A 14,268-nucleotide genomic window follows, 5' to 3' on the forward strand; every position below is an offset into this window, starting at 1 on the left:
GCGCTGTGGGCCGCCGCGGGGGCGGACCGTCGGGGGGTAACACCGACGAACGTCGGGGGGGTCAACCACCGACGAAGGAGTCCCCGTGACCACTGCCCGAGACATCATGCACACCGGCGCCCAGTGCATCGGCGCCCACCAGACGCTGGCCGAGGCCGCGAAGATGATGCGTGACATGCACGTCGGCGCGCTGCCGATCTGCGGCGACGACCAGAAGCTCCACGGCATCGTCACCGACCGCGACATCGTGCTGCGATGTGTGGCCGAGGGCAAGAACCCGGCCGACATGACGGCCATGGACCTCGCCGGGCACCTGCACTGCGTGCGCGCCGAGGACAGCATGGACACCGTGCTGAAGAAGATGGAGCAGCACCAGATCCGGCGCATCCCGGTGATCGACGGCGAGCGGCTGGTGGGCATGATCAGCGAGGCCGACCTGGCGATGGGCCACCGTGAGGGCCACCGGCTGACGGACGAGCAGATCATCAAGTTCATGGACAGCGTCTACATGAAGCAGTGACATCCGCTCGGCCGCTCCCGGGCGGCCCGTGAGCGGCGTTGAGCGCAGCCCCGCCCGCCCTCGGTGACCGGCCGGTCCCCCCGCACCGGCCGGGCCTCCCGATGGTGCCGGACGGGGCCCTCACGCGTCTTGTACAAATGCGCAACGCCCGCCTCGCGCCCCGGGTCGCGTCCGCCCGGCGCCCCGGCCCCGCCCGCCTCGCGCCCGGACCGCCGTCAGCGCGGGCGGAGGTCGAGGACCAGGTCGCGGGGGAGCCCGTGGGTGTCGTGGAGGTAGTGGAGGTCGTCCTCGGTGAGGGGGCCGCGGAAGCGGGGGCGGGAGAGGACCCGGCGGCCGCGGTCGAGGAGGCGGTCGAAGCGCCGCTCCTCGTCGAGCAGCACCTGGCGGACCGACCCGGGGTCCACGTCCTGGCGGAAGTGGTCCAGGGTGTGCCGGACCAGCTCCTCCGGCAGGTCGCCGAGTCCGCACTGCGGGTCGTCGCGGCGCAGTACGGTGAGCACCCGGCGCAGCAGGCGGCGCAGGACGTAGCCGCGGCCGGCGTTGGAGGGGCGGACGCCGTCGCCGATGACGACGACGGCCGAGCGCAGGTGGTCGCAGACCAGGCGCAGGGACGGTTCGTCCAGCTGCCACAGGGGCGGGACGAGGCGGCGCCAGGGGTCGAAGACGTCGCAGTCGAAGACGGAAGTGCGGCCCTGGAGCAGCGAGGAGAGGCGTTCCAGGCCGAGGCCGGTGTCGATGTTGCGCTGGGGGAGCGGCACGAGGGTGCCGTCGTCGAGGCGGCGGTGACGCATCATCACGTGGTTCCACACCTCGACCCAGCGGTCGTCCCGGGTGGGTGTGGACCGCGGCGGGGTGTCGCCGGTCCACAGGAAGATCTCCGAGTCGGGGCCGCAGGGGCCGGTCGGGCCGTTGGACCACCAGTTGTCCTCGACGGTGAGCTCGACCGGTACGCCGCGGTCCTGCCACAGTTCCAGGGAGTCGGTGTCCGGGCCGACCCGGTCGTCGCCGCCGAAGACGGTGACGTGGAGCCGGCCGGGATCGATGCCGAAGCCGTCGGTGAGCAGCCCGTAGCCCCAGTCGAGGCTCTGCCGGCTCTCGTAGTCGCCGAGGGACCAGGTGCCGAGCATCTCGAAGACGGTGAGGTGGGTGCGGTCGCCGACCTCGTCGAGGTCGGTGGTGCGCAGGCAGCGCTGGACGTTGACCAGCCGCCTGCCCAGCGGGTGCGGGCGTCCCTCCAGGTGGGGCGTGAGGGGGTGCATGCCGGAGGTGGTGAACAGCACCGGGTCGCCGGGCGGGGGCAGCAGGGTCGAGCCGGTGATCCGGTGGTGGCCGCGGTCCTCGTAGTACTCGGTGAAGGTGCGGACGAGCTGGTCGGTGTTCACGGGGTGGCTCCTTCGCGTGTGCCGTGGTGGGGGCACCGGACGACGAGTCCGCGCGATCGTCGGAAACCGAGAGCAGAACGCCTCGGAGCCACCACCGGCGGACCGTTTTCCGGTCGCCGGGGGAGAGGGGGTACGTCAGGCGGCGGCAACCGGCGAGCTGGTCGCTCGCGCGGTGGCGGTGAAGAGGCCGGTGACGTTCATGGGGCCGAGGGTAACGCGGCCGGTGCCCCGGGCGCACGTGGTTTTCCGCCCCGGAGCGGGGAGCCGGTGGGTCCGACTTCCTGTTCCCGGGTGTCGGGCGGTCAGAGCGGCAGGCTCTGCCAGGCCTCGAAAGCCGTGGCCGAGGTGCCCGTGCGGAAGGAGACCCGGCCGTCCGTGCCGATCGCGAACACGTGGAGGACCCCGGCGCCGTCGACGATCGCGGTCGGATGGTCGAGGACGGTGCCGCCGAGGTCCTGCCAGGGGCCGTAGCCGGAGTTCGGGGCGGTCTGGGCGGTGGTGCTGACCCCGCCGCCGCGGTTGCGCTCGAACAGGACGACCCGTCCGCCGAGGGTGGCCGCCGCCGGCTCGCCCACGCCGCCGTGTCCGCCCAGGGGCGCCGGGGACCGGCTCCACGAACCGCCGGGCCGGAGCTGGTAGCTGACCAGCGTCGCGCCGGTGTCGGCCTCGCGGTAGGCGAGTTCGATCCGGCCGTCCTGGTCGAGCGCGGCCCTGGGCGCGCTCGCCGGCCGGGCCCCGGGGATCGCGGCCGGGCCGCTGATGGCCCCGTCCGGGGCGCCCTGCCACCAGCCGAGGACGCCGGTGCGGGTGCCGGCGAACACCTCGATCGCCCCGACGCCGTTGCGGATCGCGGTGACCGGGTCCTGGAGGTCGGTGCCGCCCAGGTCGGTCCAGGTGTCCGTCCACACCCCGCCCGGGGCGGTCTGCCGGATGGTGCTGAGGCCGCCCCCGCCGTTCTTGACGAAGAGCTCCAGCCGCCCGTCCCGGGAGTTGGCGACGGCGGGCACACCGACCTGGTCCTCGTTGCCGAGCCCGGCGTTGGGGTTGCCGTGGTCGGCCCAGCCGTTCCACCACCAGCCGTTGGGGGTGCCCTGCGGCAGGGAGACGATGTGGTGGTCGGTCAGGCGGCGGGCGAAGACCTCCAGCCGGCCGTCGGCGTTGGTGCCGACGGCGATGCCCGGCGCCAGCCGCCCGCCCGGGTCTGCCATCCGCTCCGGGCCGCCCCAACTGCCGTCCGTCCGGCGCCAGTAGGTGTGGAGGGCACCGGCCCGGACGACGAACACCTGCGGCCGGCCGTCCTGGTTCAGGCCCGCCCAGGAGGTGCCCCGGGACCATCGGTGGTACATCCGGGAGAACCAGGAGTCGGAGTAGTTCCCCGAATGGTCGTGGCCGGCGTACTCGGAGACGAACAAGCCCTTGGTGCCGGCCGTGGCCGGGTCCAGGTTCACCGGGGAGTCGGTGATGTCGTAGTCGCGGTAGTTCACCTGGATCACCGGGCCGCCGTACAGCAGCGCCGCCTGGCCGGCGAACTTCGCGGCGGCGACGTGGTCCGGGTGGTCGCCGGAGTAGCGGCTGTCCGGGAGTTCGTCCTGCGCCCGGAGCACGGTCGGCCGGTACGTCACCATCAGCTGGCGCAGCACCTCGACCACGTCCGCGGCCGTGTAGGTCGACGGGCCGGACAGCGGGCTGCCGACCGGGACGACCGTGGTGTCGGTGCCGCCGGCCAGGACGCCGTCGAGTTCGGCGTCGTGCAGGTTGAGGAAGACCAGGTGCACCGGACGGCCCTTGAGGACGTACCGCTCGACCTGCTTGCCCGCGACCGTCCAGGCCTCGGCCGTCCAGTGCCCGACCTCGTCGGTCGTCGGGTCGGTGTCGCCGACCCCGGTCATCCGGGAGTACGCGTTGACGGCGCCCATCTGCCGGTTCCAGGTGCGCAGCGGTTCGCCGGCGGCGTCCCAGCAGGTCGTGGCGCACGGGTCGCCGGTCGCGTTGCCCGCGGTGACGAACACCGTGACGGACGGCGTGCCGTCGGCGAGCGAGTCGGACAGGTCCGGGTTCATGAACAGGATGTCGTCGTCCTCGTGCGCGACGACCTGCATGACCAGTGCACCGGAGCCGGTGGCGTCGGCCGGGGCCGTGGCGGAGGGGGCGGCCGAGGGGGCGGACGCGGCGGCGCGGATCGCGGTCCCCTGGGCCAGGACGGGCGCGGCGAGCGCGGAGAGCGCCACGGAGGTGAGGAGTCGCCGACGTCCGATGGTCATGTGGGTCCCCCGGATTCAGGATCGGCGTGATCGGGCCAAGGGGAGGCTAACGCAGGGGCGAGCCGGTGAATGCGATTGGCGGTGATGCGCAGTGGTGTCGCGTAAAAACCACAGTTGACGTACGAACAAGCTGGTTCTTCACGAGGACGGAGCTCGGCTCGGTTCAGCTCCGGTCGGCGTCGAGCACGGCGCTGGTGATCCGGCCGACGACCCGGTCGGGCGGTTCGAGGTCGGTGGCGGAGGCGGTGGCGGCCCGGCGGGAGGCCAGGAACTCGCGGGGCGAGCAGCCGACCATGCCGCGGAAGGACCGGTCGAGGTGGGACTGGTCGTAGTAGCCGCACAACGCCGCGAGGTCGGCGCGGGCGAACCGCCCGTCCGGGGCGGTCAGCAGCCGGAGGGTGCGCTGCAGCCGTAGGATTCCGGCGGCCTGCTTGGGCGCCAGCCCGAGCTGTTCCCGGAAGCGCTGCTCCAGTCGGCGGCGGCTCCAGCCGGTGCCCTCCACCAGGGCGTGTACCGGCACCAGCCCCCGGGAGCGCCGGAGTTGGTGCCAGGCCCAGAGGACGTCCGGCTCCCAGAGCGGCCCGTCGGCGAGCAGTGCGGTGAAGTAGTCGTCCAGCAGGGCGAATCGGGCCCGCCAGGTCGGCGCCTCGGCCAGCCGGGCGGCCAGCCGGCCCAGCCGGGGGCCCAGCACCTCCCCGGCCTCCGCCCACTGCCCGCCGAGCTCCCCGGCCACCGGACCGAAGGCCCGGAACGCGCCCTGCGGGCTGAGCGAGACCGCCAATCCGTGGAGCACTCCGGCGTGTTCGGCGATCGTCGCGGTGCGGCGCAGCCCGGCGGCGATCGAGCCGAAGGAGATTCCGGGTGCGGGCGACACGGCGTCGGTGAGCCGCATCGTGCCCTCGAAGGCGATGGCCACCGTCACCACGTCCGTCGGCACCTCCAGTCGGCGGCGCGGGCGGTCCAGGTTCATCCGGTAACCGCGGTAGTCGAGGACGTAGCGGCGCAGCGGAGCGGCGGGCAGGGCGACCGCCATCACCGGTCCGGCGGTCGGGAGGGTGTCCTGGACCAACTCAACTCCCTTGCTCGGCCCGGTGGGTGGCAGGTACGGGAATCATCCTAGGCGGATCGGTCAGTGCGCCGACCGTCTCATTGCGTGGATTTTCCTTTCTCGGGGAGCGAGATGCGGGCACACTTGCGCACATGGGAAAGCAGTACGAAAGCATCGACGGCCGGCTGCGGCAGTTCATCGAACGCCAGCCCGTCTACTTCGTCGCCACCGCGCCGCTGGCGGGCGACGGACACGTCAACCTGTCGCCCAAGGGTCGCTCCGGCACCCTCGCGATCATCGACGAACTGACCCTCGCCTACCTGGACTTCGGCGGTTCGCAGGCCGAGACCATCGCCCACCTCCGGGAGAACGGCCGGATCACCCTGATGTGGTGCGCCTTCGACGGCCCGCCCACCGTGGTCCGGGTGCACGGCCGCGGCGAGCCCGTCTTCCGCGACGACCCGCGCTTCGCCGAACTGCTCGGCCGCTTCGAACCCGGCGCGGACGGCGCGGGCCTGCGCGCGATCGTGCTGGTCCACGCCGAGCGGGTCAGCGACTCCTGCGGCTACGCGGTGCCGTTCATGGACTACCGGGCCGACCGCGACCTGCACGCCCAGTACTTCGACCGCAAGGGCGAGGAGCAGTTCAGCGCCTACTGCGAGGGCAAGCCGCTCGTCCGGACCAGCATCGACGGCCTGCCCGCCCTCCCGCTGCCGGTCCCGGCCCGGCCGGCCTGACGGCACACCGGGGCGGTCCGAGGCGGGAGCCGCAGGGGGCGATCCCGGTCCCACGGTGGGAGTGCCGGCCGGTGTCGGCGTCCTCCTCCGGCCGCCCCATCGAGTACGGAGATACGTCCACCGCGTTCGAACCTGTTCTCGTAGGGTCTGTCCGGTGGATCGATCGCCTCGGGAAGGGGTCTTGTTGGAGGAGAGCGAGGCAAGGCAGCTCGCGGAGGAGTTCGGTCGTGGCCTGACCAGGCGGTGGGATGAATGGGCCTTTGAGCTCGGCCAGTGGGCGCCCCCGGCTCTCACGGGCATGTTCGGTTTCACCTGGTATCCCACTGCGAAGGGCAGAAACGGGCGTCCGATCCGGGTCGGCGGAAACTGGCCCATTCTCGTGGACCGGGACACCGGTGAATGCCGACTTGTGCAGGGGCCGAACGAGTTCGCGGCCCTCAGGGGCGCGTCGGCGGCTCGCAAGTCCCACCGGGCCGCTGCCCGTGGAAATCGACCGCCCGAGTAGCCGTGGCTTCTCGTCAACCGGGGGTCGGGCTGCGTCCACTCGTACGCCGACACCGTGACGCGACGAAGCCGCCGCACCCTGGGGAAGGGTGCGGCGGCTTGCGTGCGGGTGGGGGGCTTACTTGCCCAGGCCGGCCTTGCCGGAGCAGATCGGCCAGGCGCCGGGGCCCTGGGCGGCGAGGACCTTCTCGCCGATGGAGATCTGCTGCTCCTTGGTGGCCAGGTCGGCGCGCGGGGCGAAGGAGGTGCCGCCGAAGGCCGCCCAGGTGCTGGAGGTGAACTGCAGGCCGCCGTAGAAGCCGTTGCCGGAGTTGATGGCCCAGTTGCCGGTGGCCTCGCAGGAGGCGACCTTGTCCCAGACCGACGCCGGCGCGGCGGAGGCGCTGTTGGCCGTGACGAGGCCGGCCACCGGCAGGGCGGTGAGCGCCCCGGCCGCCAGAGCCATCCGGACGCGGTTGCGGCGCTTCGGGGTGGCGGTGGTGGTGGCAGCAGCGGTCTCGTTACGGAAGGTCATGCGATTCCTTTCGGAGGGGGTTTGCGAGCACGCGGAACCAGGCCTTCGGAAGGCCGTCGGTTTCGGGGACGCGTCGCTCGCGTGGTCCGGCACCGTTCCTGCTCGGGGGCGGTGAGGCCCGGCCGGAGCGGAATCACTCGGTGCAACGGGTTCGAAGTTACGGGGCCGTTCGTGCCGGTTTCAAGGATTCGCAGGTTCAGGCACGTCAGAGGCCTGTTACCGCAGGTATCGATCACGAAAATGAGGTGATTTCGCATCATTTCGCCGCATTTTCTAGATCAAATCACCGCTCGAAGTGGCCGCCGTCACCCGCGAGGACGTGTGAAGCCGCGCACATCATCGACAGCGCGTGACGGCCCCCCGGCCCCGGGTGCCGGATCGGCACCCCCGCACACCCCTCCGGGTGGGCCGCACCACAGCCCTCACCGGGAGTGCCCGTTGCCTCCACTCCCGGTGGCGGGCATAGCCTTCGGTCCATGAGCAACGAGAGCGATGCGGCGGACGCAGGGGCCGTCGACGGTGGCGGAGAACGCCCGGTCCACGAGCCGGCCGTCGCGCCCAGCGGCTTCGAGCTGGGGACCGACGGGCCCAAGGTGATCCTCGCGGGCCTGGACGGCTCCGACTCCTCCTGGCGCGCCACCGCCTACGCCGCCGGACTGGCCCGCCGGCAGGGCGCACTCCTGGCCGTCGCCTACATCCAGCCGATACTCGGCGCCGCGACCGCCCTGGCCGGCGCCGCCGTGGAGGAGACCACCCAGGAGATCGCCGACGAGCTGCTGGCCGCGCTGCGCGACGCCGAGCACCGGATGCGCGAGGTCTGGCGGGTGGAGTGGCGCTTCCTCACGGTGCGCGGCGACCCCTACACGGGCCTCGCCAGGCTCGCGGACGAGCTGCGCGCCGACGCCGTGGTGGTCGGCGTCTCCGAACAGGCCGGGCACAAGGTGATCGGATCGGTCGCGGTCCGGCTGGTGAAGGCGGGCCGCTGGCCGGTCACCGTCGTGCCGTAGCTGTCCTCGGCGTCCGTAAAAGCTCGGGGACAGGCCCGCGGGCCCCGCGATCGTTCCGTGGCCGAACCGGCGCCGGTCCACCGGGGCCCGGGAGCGACTCGACCGGCCACCGCCCGCCCGCCGGCGCCCGGTAAGCGGCGGGTAGGGTGCGGGGCCATGACGGAAACGCCGGGCGCGCACCCCACCGAGCCGGCCCACCCGACCGGCAACGACCTCCACCTCGACCTGCCCGCCACCGGCGGCGGCCGCTCCGCGCTGATGGCCGCCCTGCGCGAGGCGATCCGCACCGGCCGGCTCGCCCCCGGCACCCGGCTGCCGCCCTACCGGGCGCTCGCCGCCGACCTCGGCCTGGCCCGCAACACCGCCGCCGAGGCCTACGCCGAACTCGTCGCCGAGGGCTGGCTCACCGCCCGCCAGGGCTCCGGCACCACCGTCGCCGAACGCGCCGCACCCGCCCGGTCCGACCGTGCCCGCCGCCCCACCCGCCGGTCAGGGCCCGTGCACGACCTGCGCCAGGGCCAGCCCGACGCCGCCTCCTTCCCCCGGACCGCCTGGCTGGCCGCCGCCCGCCGAGCCCTCACCGCCGCACCCCACGAGGCCTTCGGGCCCGGCGACCCGCAGGGCCGGCCCGAACTGCGCACCGTGCTCGCCGACTACCTCGCCCGCGCCCGCGGGGTGCGCACCGACCCCGACCGGATCGTGATCTGCTCCGGCTTCGCCCACGCACTGCGGCTGCTCTTCGACGGTGCCGCGCCCGTCCTGCCCTCCGCCGACCGGGGGCCGCTGGCCGTCGAGGCGTACGGGCTGGGCTTCCACCGCGGGCTACTGGCCGCCGCCGGGGTGCCCGTCGTGCCGCTGCCGATCGACGAACAGGGCGCCCGGGTCGAGGAGTTGGCACGGCACCCGGACGTCCGGACGGTCCTGCTCACCCCCGCCCACCAGTTCCCGACCGGAGGCCCGTTGCAGGCCGGGCGCCGCGCCGCCGTGATCGACTGGGCGCGCGGCCGCGGCGGACTCGTCCTGGAGGACGACTACGACGGGGAGTTCCGCTACGACCGCCAACCGGTCGGCGCCGTCCAGGGGCTCGACCCCGACCGGGTCGTCTACCTCGGCAGCACCAGCAAGAGCCTCAGCCCGGCGCTGCGCCTCGGCTGGATGGTCCTGCCGGAGCACCTGGTCGACCGGGTGCTCGCGGCCAAGGGCGAACGCGAGGCCTGGGCCAGCGCCCTGGACCAGCTGACCCTCGCGGAGTTCGTCGACTCCGGGGGCTACGACCGGCACGTGCGCCGGATGCGGCGCCGCTACCGGGACCGCCGGGACCGGCTGGTGGCCGCGCTGGCCACCCATGCCCCGCACATCGAGGTGTCCGGCATCGCGGCCGGTCTGCACGCCGTCCTGCGGCTCGCCCCCGCCACCGAACGCTCGATCCTCAAGGCCGCCGTCTACCGGGGCCTGGCCGTCGAGGGGCTCGCCGACTACCGCCACCCGGCGGTCACGGCGGAGGCGATGCCCGTCGTCGACGGCCTGGTGGTCGGCTACGCCACCCCGCCCGACCACGCCTACCCGGCGGCCCTCCAGGCGCTCTGCGACATCCTCCCGCCGCCGGCCTGAGCCGGGGCGTTCGACGCGAGCGCGCCCTGCGGCATGGACCTGCGCGAGCGGGGACGGGCGGTGAAGAAGCTGAAGGCGTGCGCGTTCCCCGCAACGGCCCCGCTGTCCTTACCCCTGTCGTGTGATCAGAGCGGCTCAATACCCACTGGAGAGCGTGTCGGAGGGGTATGGGCCGCCCCGAGGCCATAACTAGATCATATGGCTGGCTGGAAACTGTCCTTCTTCTCGGCTGTCGCCGGCCTGGTACTGGCCGGCTCGGTCGCTGGTCCGCCGATGACCTCTTCAGTCGCCAGCCTTCCTCACGGCGGGCCGGAGCCGGGAACGTGGGGAGAAGCATTCGGCGGGCCCCCCACCTGTGGAACCGGGGTTCCCGTACCCAGTGCTTCCCCACCCGGGCCTCCCGGAGGAGGAACACCCAGGCCCAGTGCCTCCCCGCCCGGGACTCCTAGGCCCAGTGCTTCCCCGCCCGGGACTCCTAGGCCTGGGACTCCCACGCCTGGTGTTTCCCCGTCCGCGACTCCTGGGCCTGGGACTCCCACGCCTGGTGTTTCCCCGTCCGCGACTCCTGGGCCTGGCGCTTCCCCGCCTGGTGTTCCTGCGCCTGGTGTTCCCGTACCTGGTGTTCCTGCGCCTGGTGTTCCCGTACCTGGTGTTCCTGCGCCTGGTGTTCCCGTACCTGGTGTTCCTGCGCCTGGTGTTCCTGCGCCCGGTGTTCCCGTACCTGGTGCCCCTGGGGCTGGTGCTGCTGCACCTGGTGTTCCTGCACCTGGTGTTCCCGTACCTGGTGCCCCTGGGGCTGGTGCTGCTGCGCCTGGTGCCCAAGCACCTGGGGCTCCCGCAGGCGGCGCGAGAGTGCCTGCACCCGCAGCTCCGGCGCCCGGTCCTCCCGGGGCTGGTGCCGCTGCGCCTGGTGCTGCCGGGGCTGGTGCTGCCGGTGCTGGCGCTCCCGGTGCCGGTGCTGGTGCTGGTGTTGCTGGGGCTGGTGCCGCTGCGCCGGGGGCTGCTGGTGCTGGTGCTGCCGGGGCTGGCGCTCCCGGTGCTGGTGCCGGTGTGGGTGCTGGTGCTCCTGGGGCTGGTGCCGCTGCGCCGGGGGCTGCCGGTGCTGGTGCCGCTGCGCCCGGTGCCGCCGGGGCTGGTGCTCCCGGTGCTGGTGCTGGTGCTGGTGTTGCTGGGGCTGGTGCTGCCGGGGCCGGTGCTGCCGGTGCTGCTGGGGCTGGTGCTCCCGGTGCCGGTGCTGCCGCAGCTGGTGTTCCTGGTGCCGGTGTTGCCGGGCCTGGTGCTTCCGGGGGCGGAGCGAAAGCGCCCGGCGCCGGGGGACCTGGCGCGCCTGGCGCCGGCGCGCCCGGCAAGGGTCGCAAACCCGAGAAGGCCAAGCCGGGCGGCTCGACTCCTGCCGCCTCCACGAGTCCCTCCGCTTCCCCCGGGCCGCAAGCAGGGGCGAGCCGCGTGCCCTCACCCCATCTCCACTCCGGCCGTTCCGGCGAGAGGGCGACCCGGCTGTTGCACAACGTCGTCCTGTACTTCCTGGTCCTGTTCGTTCCCGCGATCGTCGCCGCAGCCATCGCGTGGCATCGCCGCAAGTCGCGCCGCCAGACCGACCGAAGCTCAGGGACACCATGGAACACGTGATCGCAGTGATCGGGATCGTCGCCGGATTCGTCCTCGTCGCCGGGGGTGCTGCCGTGTTCAACAGCCGCAGGGCCAAGCGAGCGGCGTCGGGGGAGGAATCGCGTGACGACACCGCCGAGTACCTGACGATGATGGTCGGCGTGTTGTACGCCCTGGTGCTGGGCGTCGCGCTGGTTTCGGTGTGGGAGGCCAAGGACGACGCCGACAGCAACATCAGCACCGAGGCAGGGGCGCTGCACCAGACGTATCTGCTCGCCGACGGGCTGCCGCCCGACGCCGCCCAGCGGGCCCGCTCGGCGGTGGACACCTACGCCGCCTACGTTCGGGACACCGAGTGGCCCCTGATGGGGCGGGGCGAACCGCTGGGCGCGCGTGGCTGGACGCTCCTGCACGAGGTGCAGAACGCATGGGTGTCGTTCGAGCCCACCACCAACGCCCAACAGCAGGTGGACCAGCTGGCGTTCGCGCAGATCTCCGTCGCCTACGAGGCCCGCCACGGCCGTGAGGAGGCCGGAGGCCGGGGGATGTCGGGCGTCATGTGGTTCGGCCTGCTCGCCGGCGGCGTGCTCACGTTGGCCCTGATGTTCCTCTTCGGGATCGAGCGCACCGGTACCCACCTGGTGTTGGCCCTGGGCTTCACCAGCCTCATCGCCTTCATGGTGGTCCTCATCTACGCCCTGAACTCCCCCTTCGCAGGCCCGCTCGGCCTGAGCCCCGAGCCCTTCGCCGACATCGGTCTCGGCGTCTGAGGGCGTGGCGGGGCCGGGGGACCGGATCACCGGTCGTTGTCGCGGGACCAGGAGATGAACGGACGTCCGCGCGGAAGAATCGGCGTGGTGTCGCGCACGAGGTCGCCGGGTAGCGGGACGCGGGCAGCCGCGTAATCGCCTGCGATAAACCCGGCGACGTCGGCGAACGCCCCCGGCATACTGGTCGCCCATGGATGAGGTCGAAGTCGTCGTCGCCCATTCCGAGCGCGCGACTCTGCGCGTCGGCGACGTGTTCCTGAAGGTGGACGCCGATCAGGCGCGCATCGACGTCGAGGTCGAGGCTATGTCCCTCGCGCCGGTCCCGACTCCGGAGGTCCTGTGGCGCAAGGAGCCCGTCCTCGCGATCGCCGCCCTCCCGGGGACGGTGCTCGGCCGTCTCGGTGAGCCGTCAACCGCGTCGCCCGCGGCGTGGGCCGCGGCGGGCGCCGCCATCCGGAAGCTGCACGAAGCACCGTTGCCGCCCTGGACCGGTCGGCGCCGCCGGAGTCCCGACGAGTTGGTGGCGGAACTCGACGGCGAGTGCGACTTGCTGGTGACGAACGGCGTCCTGCCCGCCGACCTGGTCACCCGCAACCGCCAGGTCGCCGAGGCCGCGCTCCGGCCGTGGACTCCGGCGTTCACGCACGGCGACCTGCAGATCGATCACGTCTTCGTCGACGGCGACGAGGTCACGGGCATCATCGACTGGTCCGAGGAGGGCCGGGGTGATGCCCTGTTCGACCTCGCCACCTTGACGATCGGACACCAGGAGCACCTCGACGACGTCATCGCCGGTTATGGCACCGATGTCGACCTCGACGTCATCCACGCCTGGTGGTCGATGCGAAGCCTGCTGGGGGTTCGCTGGCTGGTCGAGCACGGCTTCGACCCCTTCGCGCCGGGCTGTGAGGTCGACGTGCTGAGATCCCGGATGTGAGGCTGTGGGGGCCGGACCGGCCACGTACGCGTGCTGACGCATCGAGCAGGCCACCCCCTGGAGCGCAGCGCTCGCCCTTATGCTCAACAGGGTGTGGTGCGCAGTCGTCGCCAGCAGATCACGGCGCAGCCGAGGGTGACGAACGCGTGGTGGATGTCGTCGCGGATCTCCCGGCAGATGTGGAGGCGGCCACCAGTGCAGCAGCGCGATCGCTCCTTCCACGACTGGAACCGGCGGACCTTGTCCCGGTAGACCTCGTGGTCATGGCCGCGGTCGGCGTACAGGCGCTTGGGACGGCGCAGTGGCCGGCCGGTGTACAGCACGGACAGGATCCCGCACAGCACCTTGCGACTGTCCGGACGCTTACGACCTGGACGCCGCGGATCACGTGGGACGACCGGCAGCAGCGGCTCGATGCGCGCCCATAACTCCTCGTCGATTTCCCACGGTCCGGCAGCGGTCTTCCTGGTCCCGACCGGCTCGCACCCCCTTCGGCCCGCATCGACAAGAACTGATGCGACGTCATTTCCGGCGGTCCGGAAACCTCATTCCGTGAGGAGTCGTGAGCAGGGACCGGCCTGATCGCGCTCCCGCACCAGCGGGGACGGCCGCCGGGGCAGGAGCGTTCGCGGGCGGCGAAGGATAAGGCCACCGGAGGTTCCGCCGGGACCGAACACGGTCGATCGGTCCCCGGCGTCCGCCCGCTGCTCCTGCACCGGTACGGCTTCGGGCCGAGCACGGTAACCGAAGCGGGACCGGCCCCTACGCTCCATGGACATGCGCAGAACACATCTGAGCCGTGCCGCGCTCGCCGCGTGTCCGGCCCTCGCCGTCGGTCTGCTCCTGTCCGCCGCACCCGCCCGGGCCGACAGTCCACTGCCCCTGACGGCGGTGTCCGACCACCAGACGACCGTACGAGGAGGTGAGTTCACGCTGACCCTGACGCTCACCAACCCGTACGACACCCCGATCCAGTTCGTCTACCAGAGCGTCCAGGAGACCTACCCGACCACCCTGGAACCGGGGCTGAAGTTCACCGCCACGGCCTGCGGCACCCAGACCAACGGCTGCAGCGACAACGTGCACGGCGGCATCGCCCGCTACAATGTGCCGCTCGCCTCCGGCGCGAGCAGCAGCTTCACGGTCACCTACACGGTGGCGCCCGACTCCGCGTGCGGCACGACCCGGATCGACTTCTACTCGTACCTGTACTACGAGTACAACGGCGGTCTGGCCAACAACTCGGGCATCGTCGACGTCCCCGGTACCCAGGTCCTCTGCAGCTGACGTCGCACCGGTCCCCGTTGCCGCGAAATCCCGGCGCGGCTCCGGCTCCGCGCCCCCCGTACACCCGTCAGGTGCCGGCCAC

At 72.5% G+C, this 14,268-nt stretch carries 13 protein-coding genes; 8 read left to right on the forward strand and 5 right to left on the reverse strand.

From position 1 onward, the window contains the following. Positions 1 to 85: 85 nt before the first annotated feature. Positions 86 to 520 carry a CBS domain-containing protein gene (locus tag ACIRVF_RS25640; protein ID WP_402822158.1) on the forward strand — a complete coding sequence of 145 codons (435 nt, stop codon included), beginning with the start codon at positions 86 to 88 and terminating at the stop codon, positions 518 to 520. 215 nt (positions 521 to 735) lie between these two features. On the opposite strand, the gene ACIRVF_RS25645 is transcribed toward ACIRVF_RS25640, so the two are convergent. From ACIRVF_RS25645 to ACIRVF_RS25655, 3 genes are all read right to left on the reverse strand, one after another. Next, positions 736 to 1,902: an alanine--tRNA ligase-related protein gene (locus tag ACIRVF_RS25645; protein ID WP_402822161.1), complete on the reverse strand. Its 1,167-nt coding sequence runs from the start codon at positions 1,900 to 1,902 to the stop codon at positions 736 to 738. Positions 1,903 to 2,204: 302 nt separating this feature from the next. Continuing rightward, positions 2,205 to 4,163: a PIG-L family deacetylase gene (locus ACIRVF_RS25650; protein WP_402822164.1), complete on the reverse strand. Its 1,959-nt coding sequence runs from the start codon at positions 4,161 to 4,163 to the stop codon at positions 2,205 to 2,207. 163 nt (positions 4,164 to 4,326) lie between these two features. After that, the gene (locus ACIRVF_RS25655; RefSeq protein WP_402822166.1) at positions 4,327 to 5,232 is read right to left on the reverse strand and encodes a helix-turn-helix domain-containing protein; all 906 of its coding nucleotides are present in this window, start codon (positions 5,230 to 5,232) and stop codon (positions 4,327 to 4,329) included. Between the two features lie 131 nt (positions 5,233 to 5,363). Here ACIRVF_RS25655 and ACIRVF_RS25660 point away from each other — a divergent pair, with 131 nt between their 5' ends. Continuing rightward, complete coding sequence (locus ACIRVF_RS25660) at positions 5,364 to 5,948, forward strand: pyridoxamine 5'-phosphate oxidase family protein (protein WP_402822169.1); 585 nt, start codon at positions 5,364 to 5,366, stop codon at positions 5,946 to 5,948. 622 nt (positions 5,949 to 6,570) lie between these two features. Here the strand turns inward: ACIRVF_RS25660 and ACIRVF_RS25665 are convergent. After that, the gene (locus ACIRVF_RS25665) at positions 6,571 to 6,966 is read right to left on the reverse strand and encodes a transglycosylase family protein (RefSeq protein WP_402822172.1); all 396 of its coding nucleotides are present in this window, start codon (positions 6,964 to 6,966) and stop codon (positions 6,571 to 6,573) included. A 476-nt stretch (positions 6,967 to 7,442) separates the two neighbouring features. On the opposite strand from ACIRVF_RS25665, the gene ACIRVF_RS25670 reads away from it, so the two are divergent. The 5 genes from ACIRVF_RS25670 to ACIRVF_RS25690 all read left to right on the forward strand — a co-directional run bounded on the left by ACIRVF_RS25670 (position 7,443) and on the right by ACIRVF_RS25690 (position 12,899). Continuing rightward, positions 7,443 to 7,973, forward strand: a complete 531-nt coding sequence (locus ACIRVF_RS25670; protein WP_402822175.1) for a universal stress protein — start codon at positions 7,443 to 7,445, stop codon at positions 7,971 to 7,973. Positions 7,974 to 8,129: 156 nt separating this feature from the next. After that, on the forward strand, positions 8,130 to 9,584 hold the full coding sequence (locus ACIRVF_RS25675) for a PLP-dependent aminotransferase family protein (protein WP_402822178.1): 1,455 nt from the start codon (positions 8,130 to 8,132) through the stop codon (positions 9,582 to 9,584). A gap of 619 nt (positions 9,585 to 10,203) precedes the next feature. Then, positions 10,204 to 11,319: a hypothetical protein gene (locus ACIRVF_RS25680; RefSeq protein ID WP_402822181.1), complete on the forward strand. Its 1,116-nt coding sequence runs from the start codon at positions 10,204 to 10,206 to the stop codon at positions 11,317 to 11,319. Then, positions 11,267 to 11,962 (forward strand): hypothetical protein, encoded by a 696-nt coding sequence (locus ACIRVF_RS25685; RefSeq protein ID WP_402822184.1) that lies wholly within the window; start codon positions 11,267 to 11,269, stop codon positions 11,960 to 11,962. The genes ACIRVF_RS25680 and ACIRVF_RS25685 overlap by 53 nt, the downstream gene beginning before the upstream one ends. A 190-nt stretch (positions 11,963 to 12,152) precedes the next feature. Continuing rightward, a complete protein-coding gene (locus tag ACIRVF_RS25690) occupies positions 12,153 to 12,899 on the forward strand; it encodes a phosphotransferase family protein (RefSeq protein WP_402822187.1) in 747 nt (248 codons plus the stop codon). 83 nt (positions 12,900 to 12,982) lie between these two features. On the opposite strand, the gene ACIRVF_RS25695 is transcribed toward ACIRVF_RS25690, so the two are convergent. After that, positions 12,983 to 13,339 (reverse strand): transposase, encoded by a 357-nt coding sequence (locus tag ACIRVF_RS25695; protein WP_402822444.1) that lies wholly within the window; start codon positions 13,337 to 13,339, stop codon positions 12,983 to 12,985. Between the two features lie 337 nt (positions 13,340 to 13,676). Here ACIRVF_RS25695 and ACIRVF_RS25700 point away from each other — a divergent pair, with 337 nt between their 5' ends. Continuing rightward, entirely contained in the window at positions 13,677 to 14,186 is a 510-nt protein-coding gene (locus ACIRVF_RS25700) for a hypothetical protein (RefSeq protein ID WP_402822190.1), read from the forward strand. Positions 14,187 to 14,268: the final 82 nt, after the last annotated feature.

It is taken from the genome of Kitasatospora sp. NPDC101157, from assembly GCF_044768255.1.
In the GTDB taxonomy this organism is placed as follows: Bacteria; Actinomycetota; Actinomycetes; order Streptomycetales; family Streptomycetaceae; genus Kitasatospora.

Coding starts and splice junctions, on each gene's coding strand:
- ACIRVF_RS25700 (WP_402822190.1), top strand. CDS start 13,677: ATGCGCAGAACACATCTGAGCCGTGCCGCGCTCGCCGCGTGTCCGGCC.
- ACIRVF_RS25690 (WP_402822187.1), top strand. CDS start 12,153: ATGGATGAGGTCGAAGTCGTCGTCGCCCATTCCGAGCGCGCGACTCTG.
- ACIRVF_RS25675 (WP_402822178.1), top strand. CDS start 8,130: ATGACGGAAACGCCGGGCGCGCACCCCACCGAGCCGGCCCACCCGACC.
- ACIRVF_RS25670 (WP_402822175.1), top strand. CDS start 7,443: ATGAGCAACGAGAGCGATGCGGCGGACGCAGGGGCCGTCGACGGTGGC.
- ACIRVF_RS25660 (WP_402822169.1), top strand. CDS start 5,364: ATGGGAAAGCAGTACGAAAGCATCGACGGCCGGCTGCGGCAGTTCATC.
- ACIRVF_RS25650 (WP_402822164.1), bottom strand. CDS start 4,163: ATGACCATCGGACGTCGGCGACTCCTCACCTCCGTGGCGCTCTCCGCG.
- ACIRVF_RS25665 (WP_402822172.1), bottom strand. CDS start 6,966: ATGACCTTCCGTAACGAGACCGCTGCTGCCACCACCACCGCCACCCCG.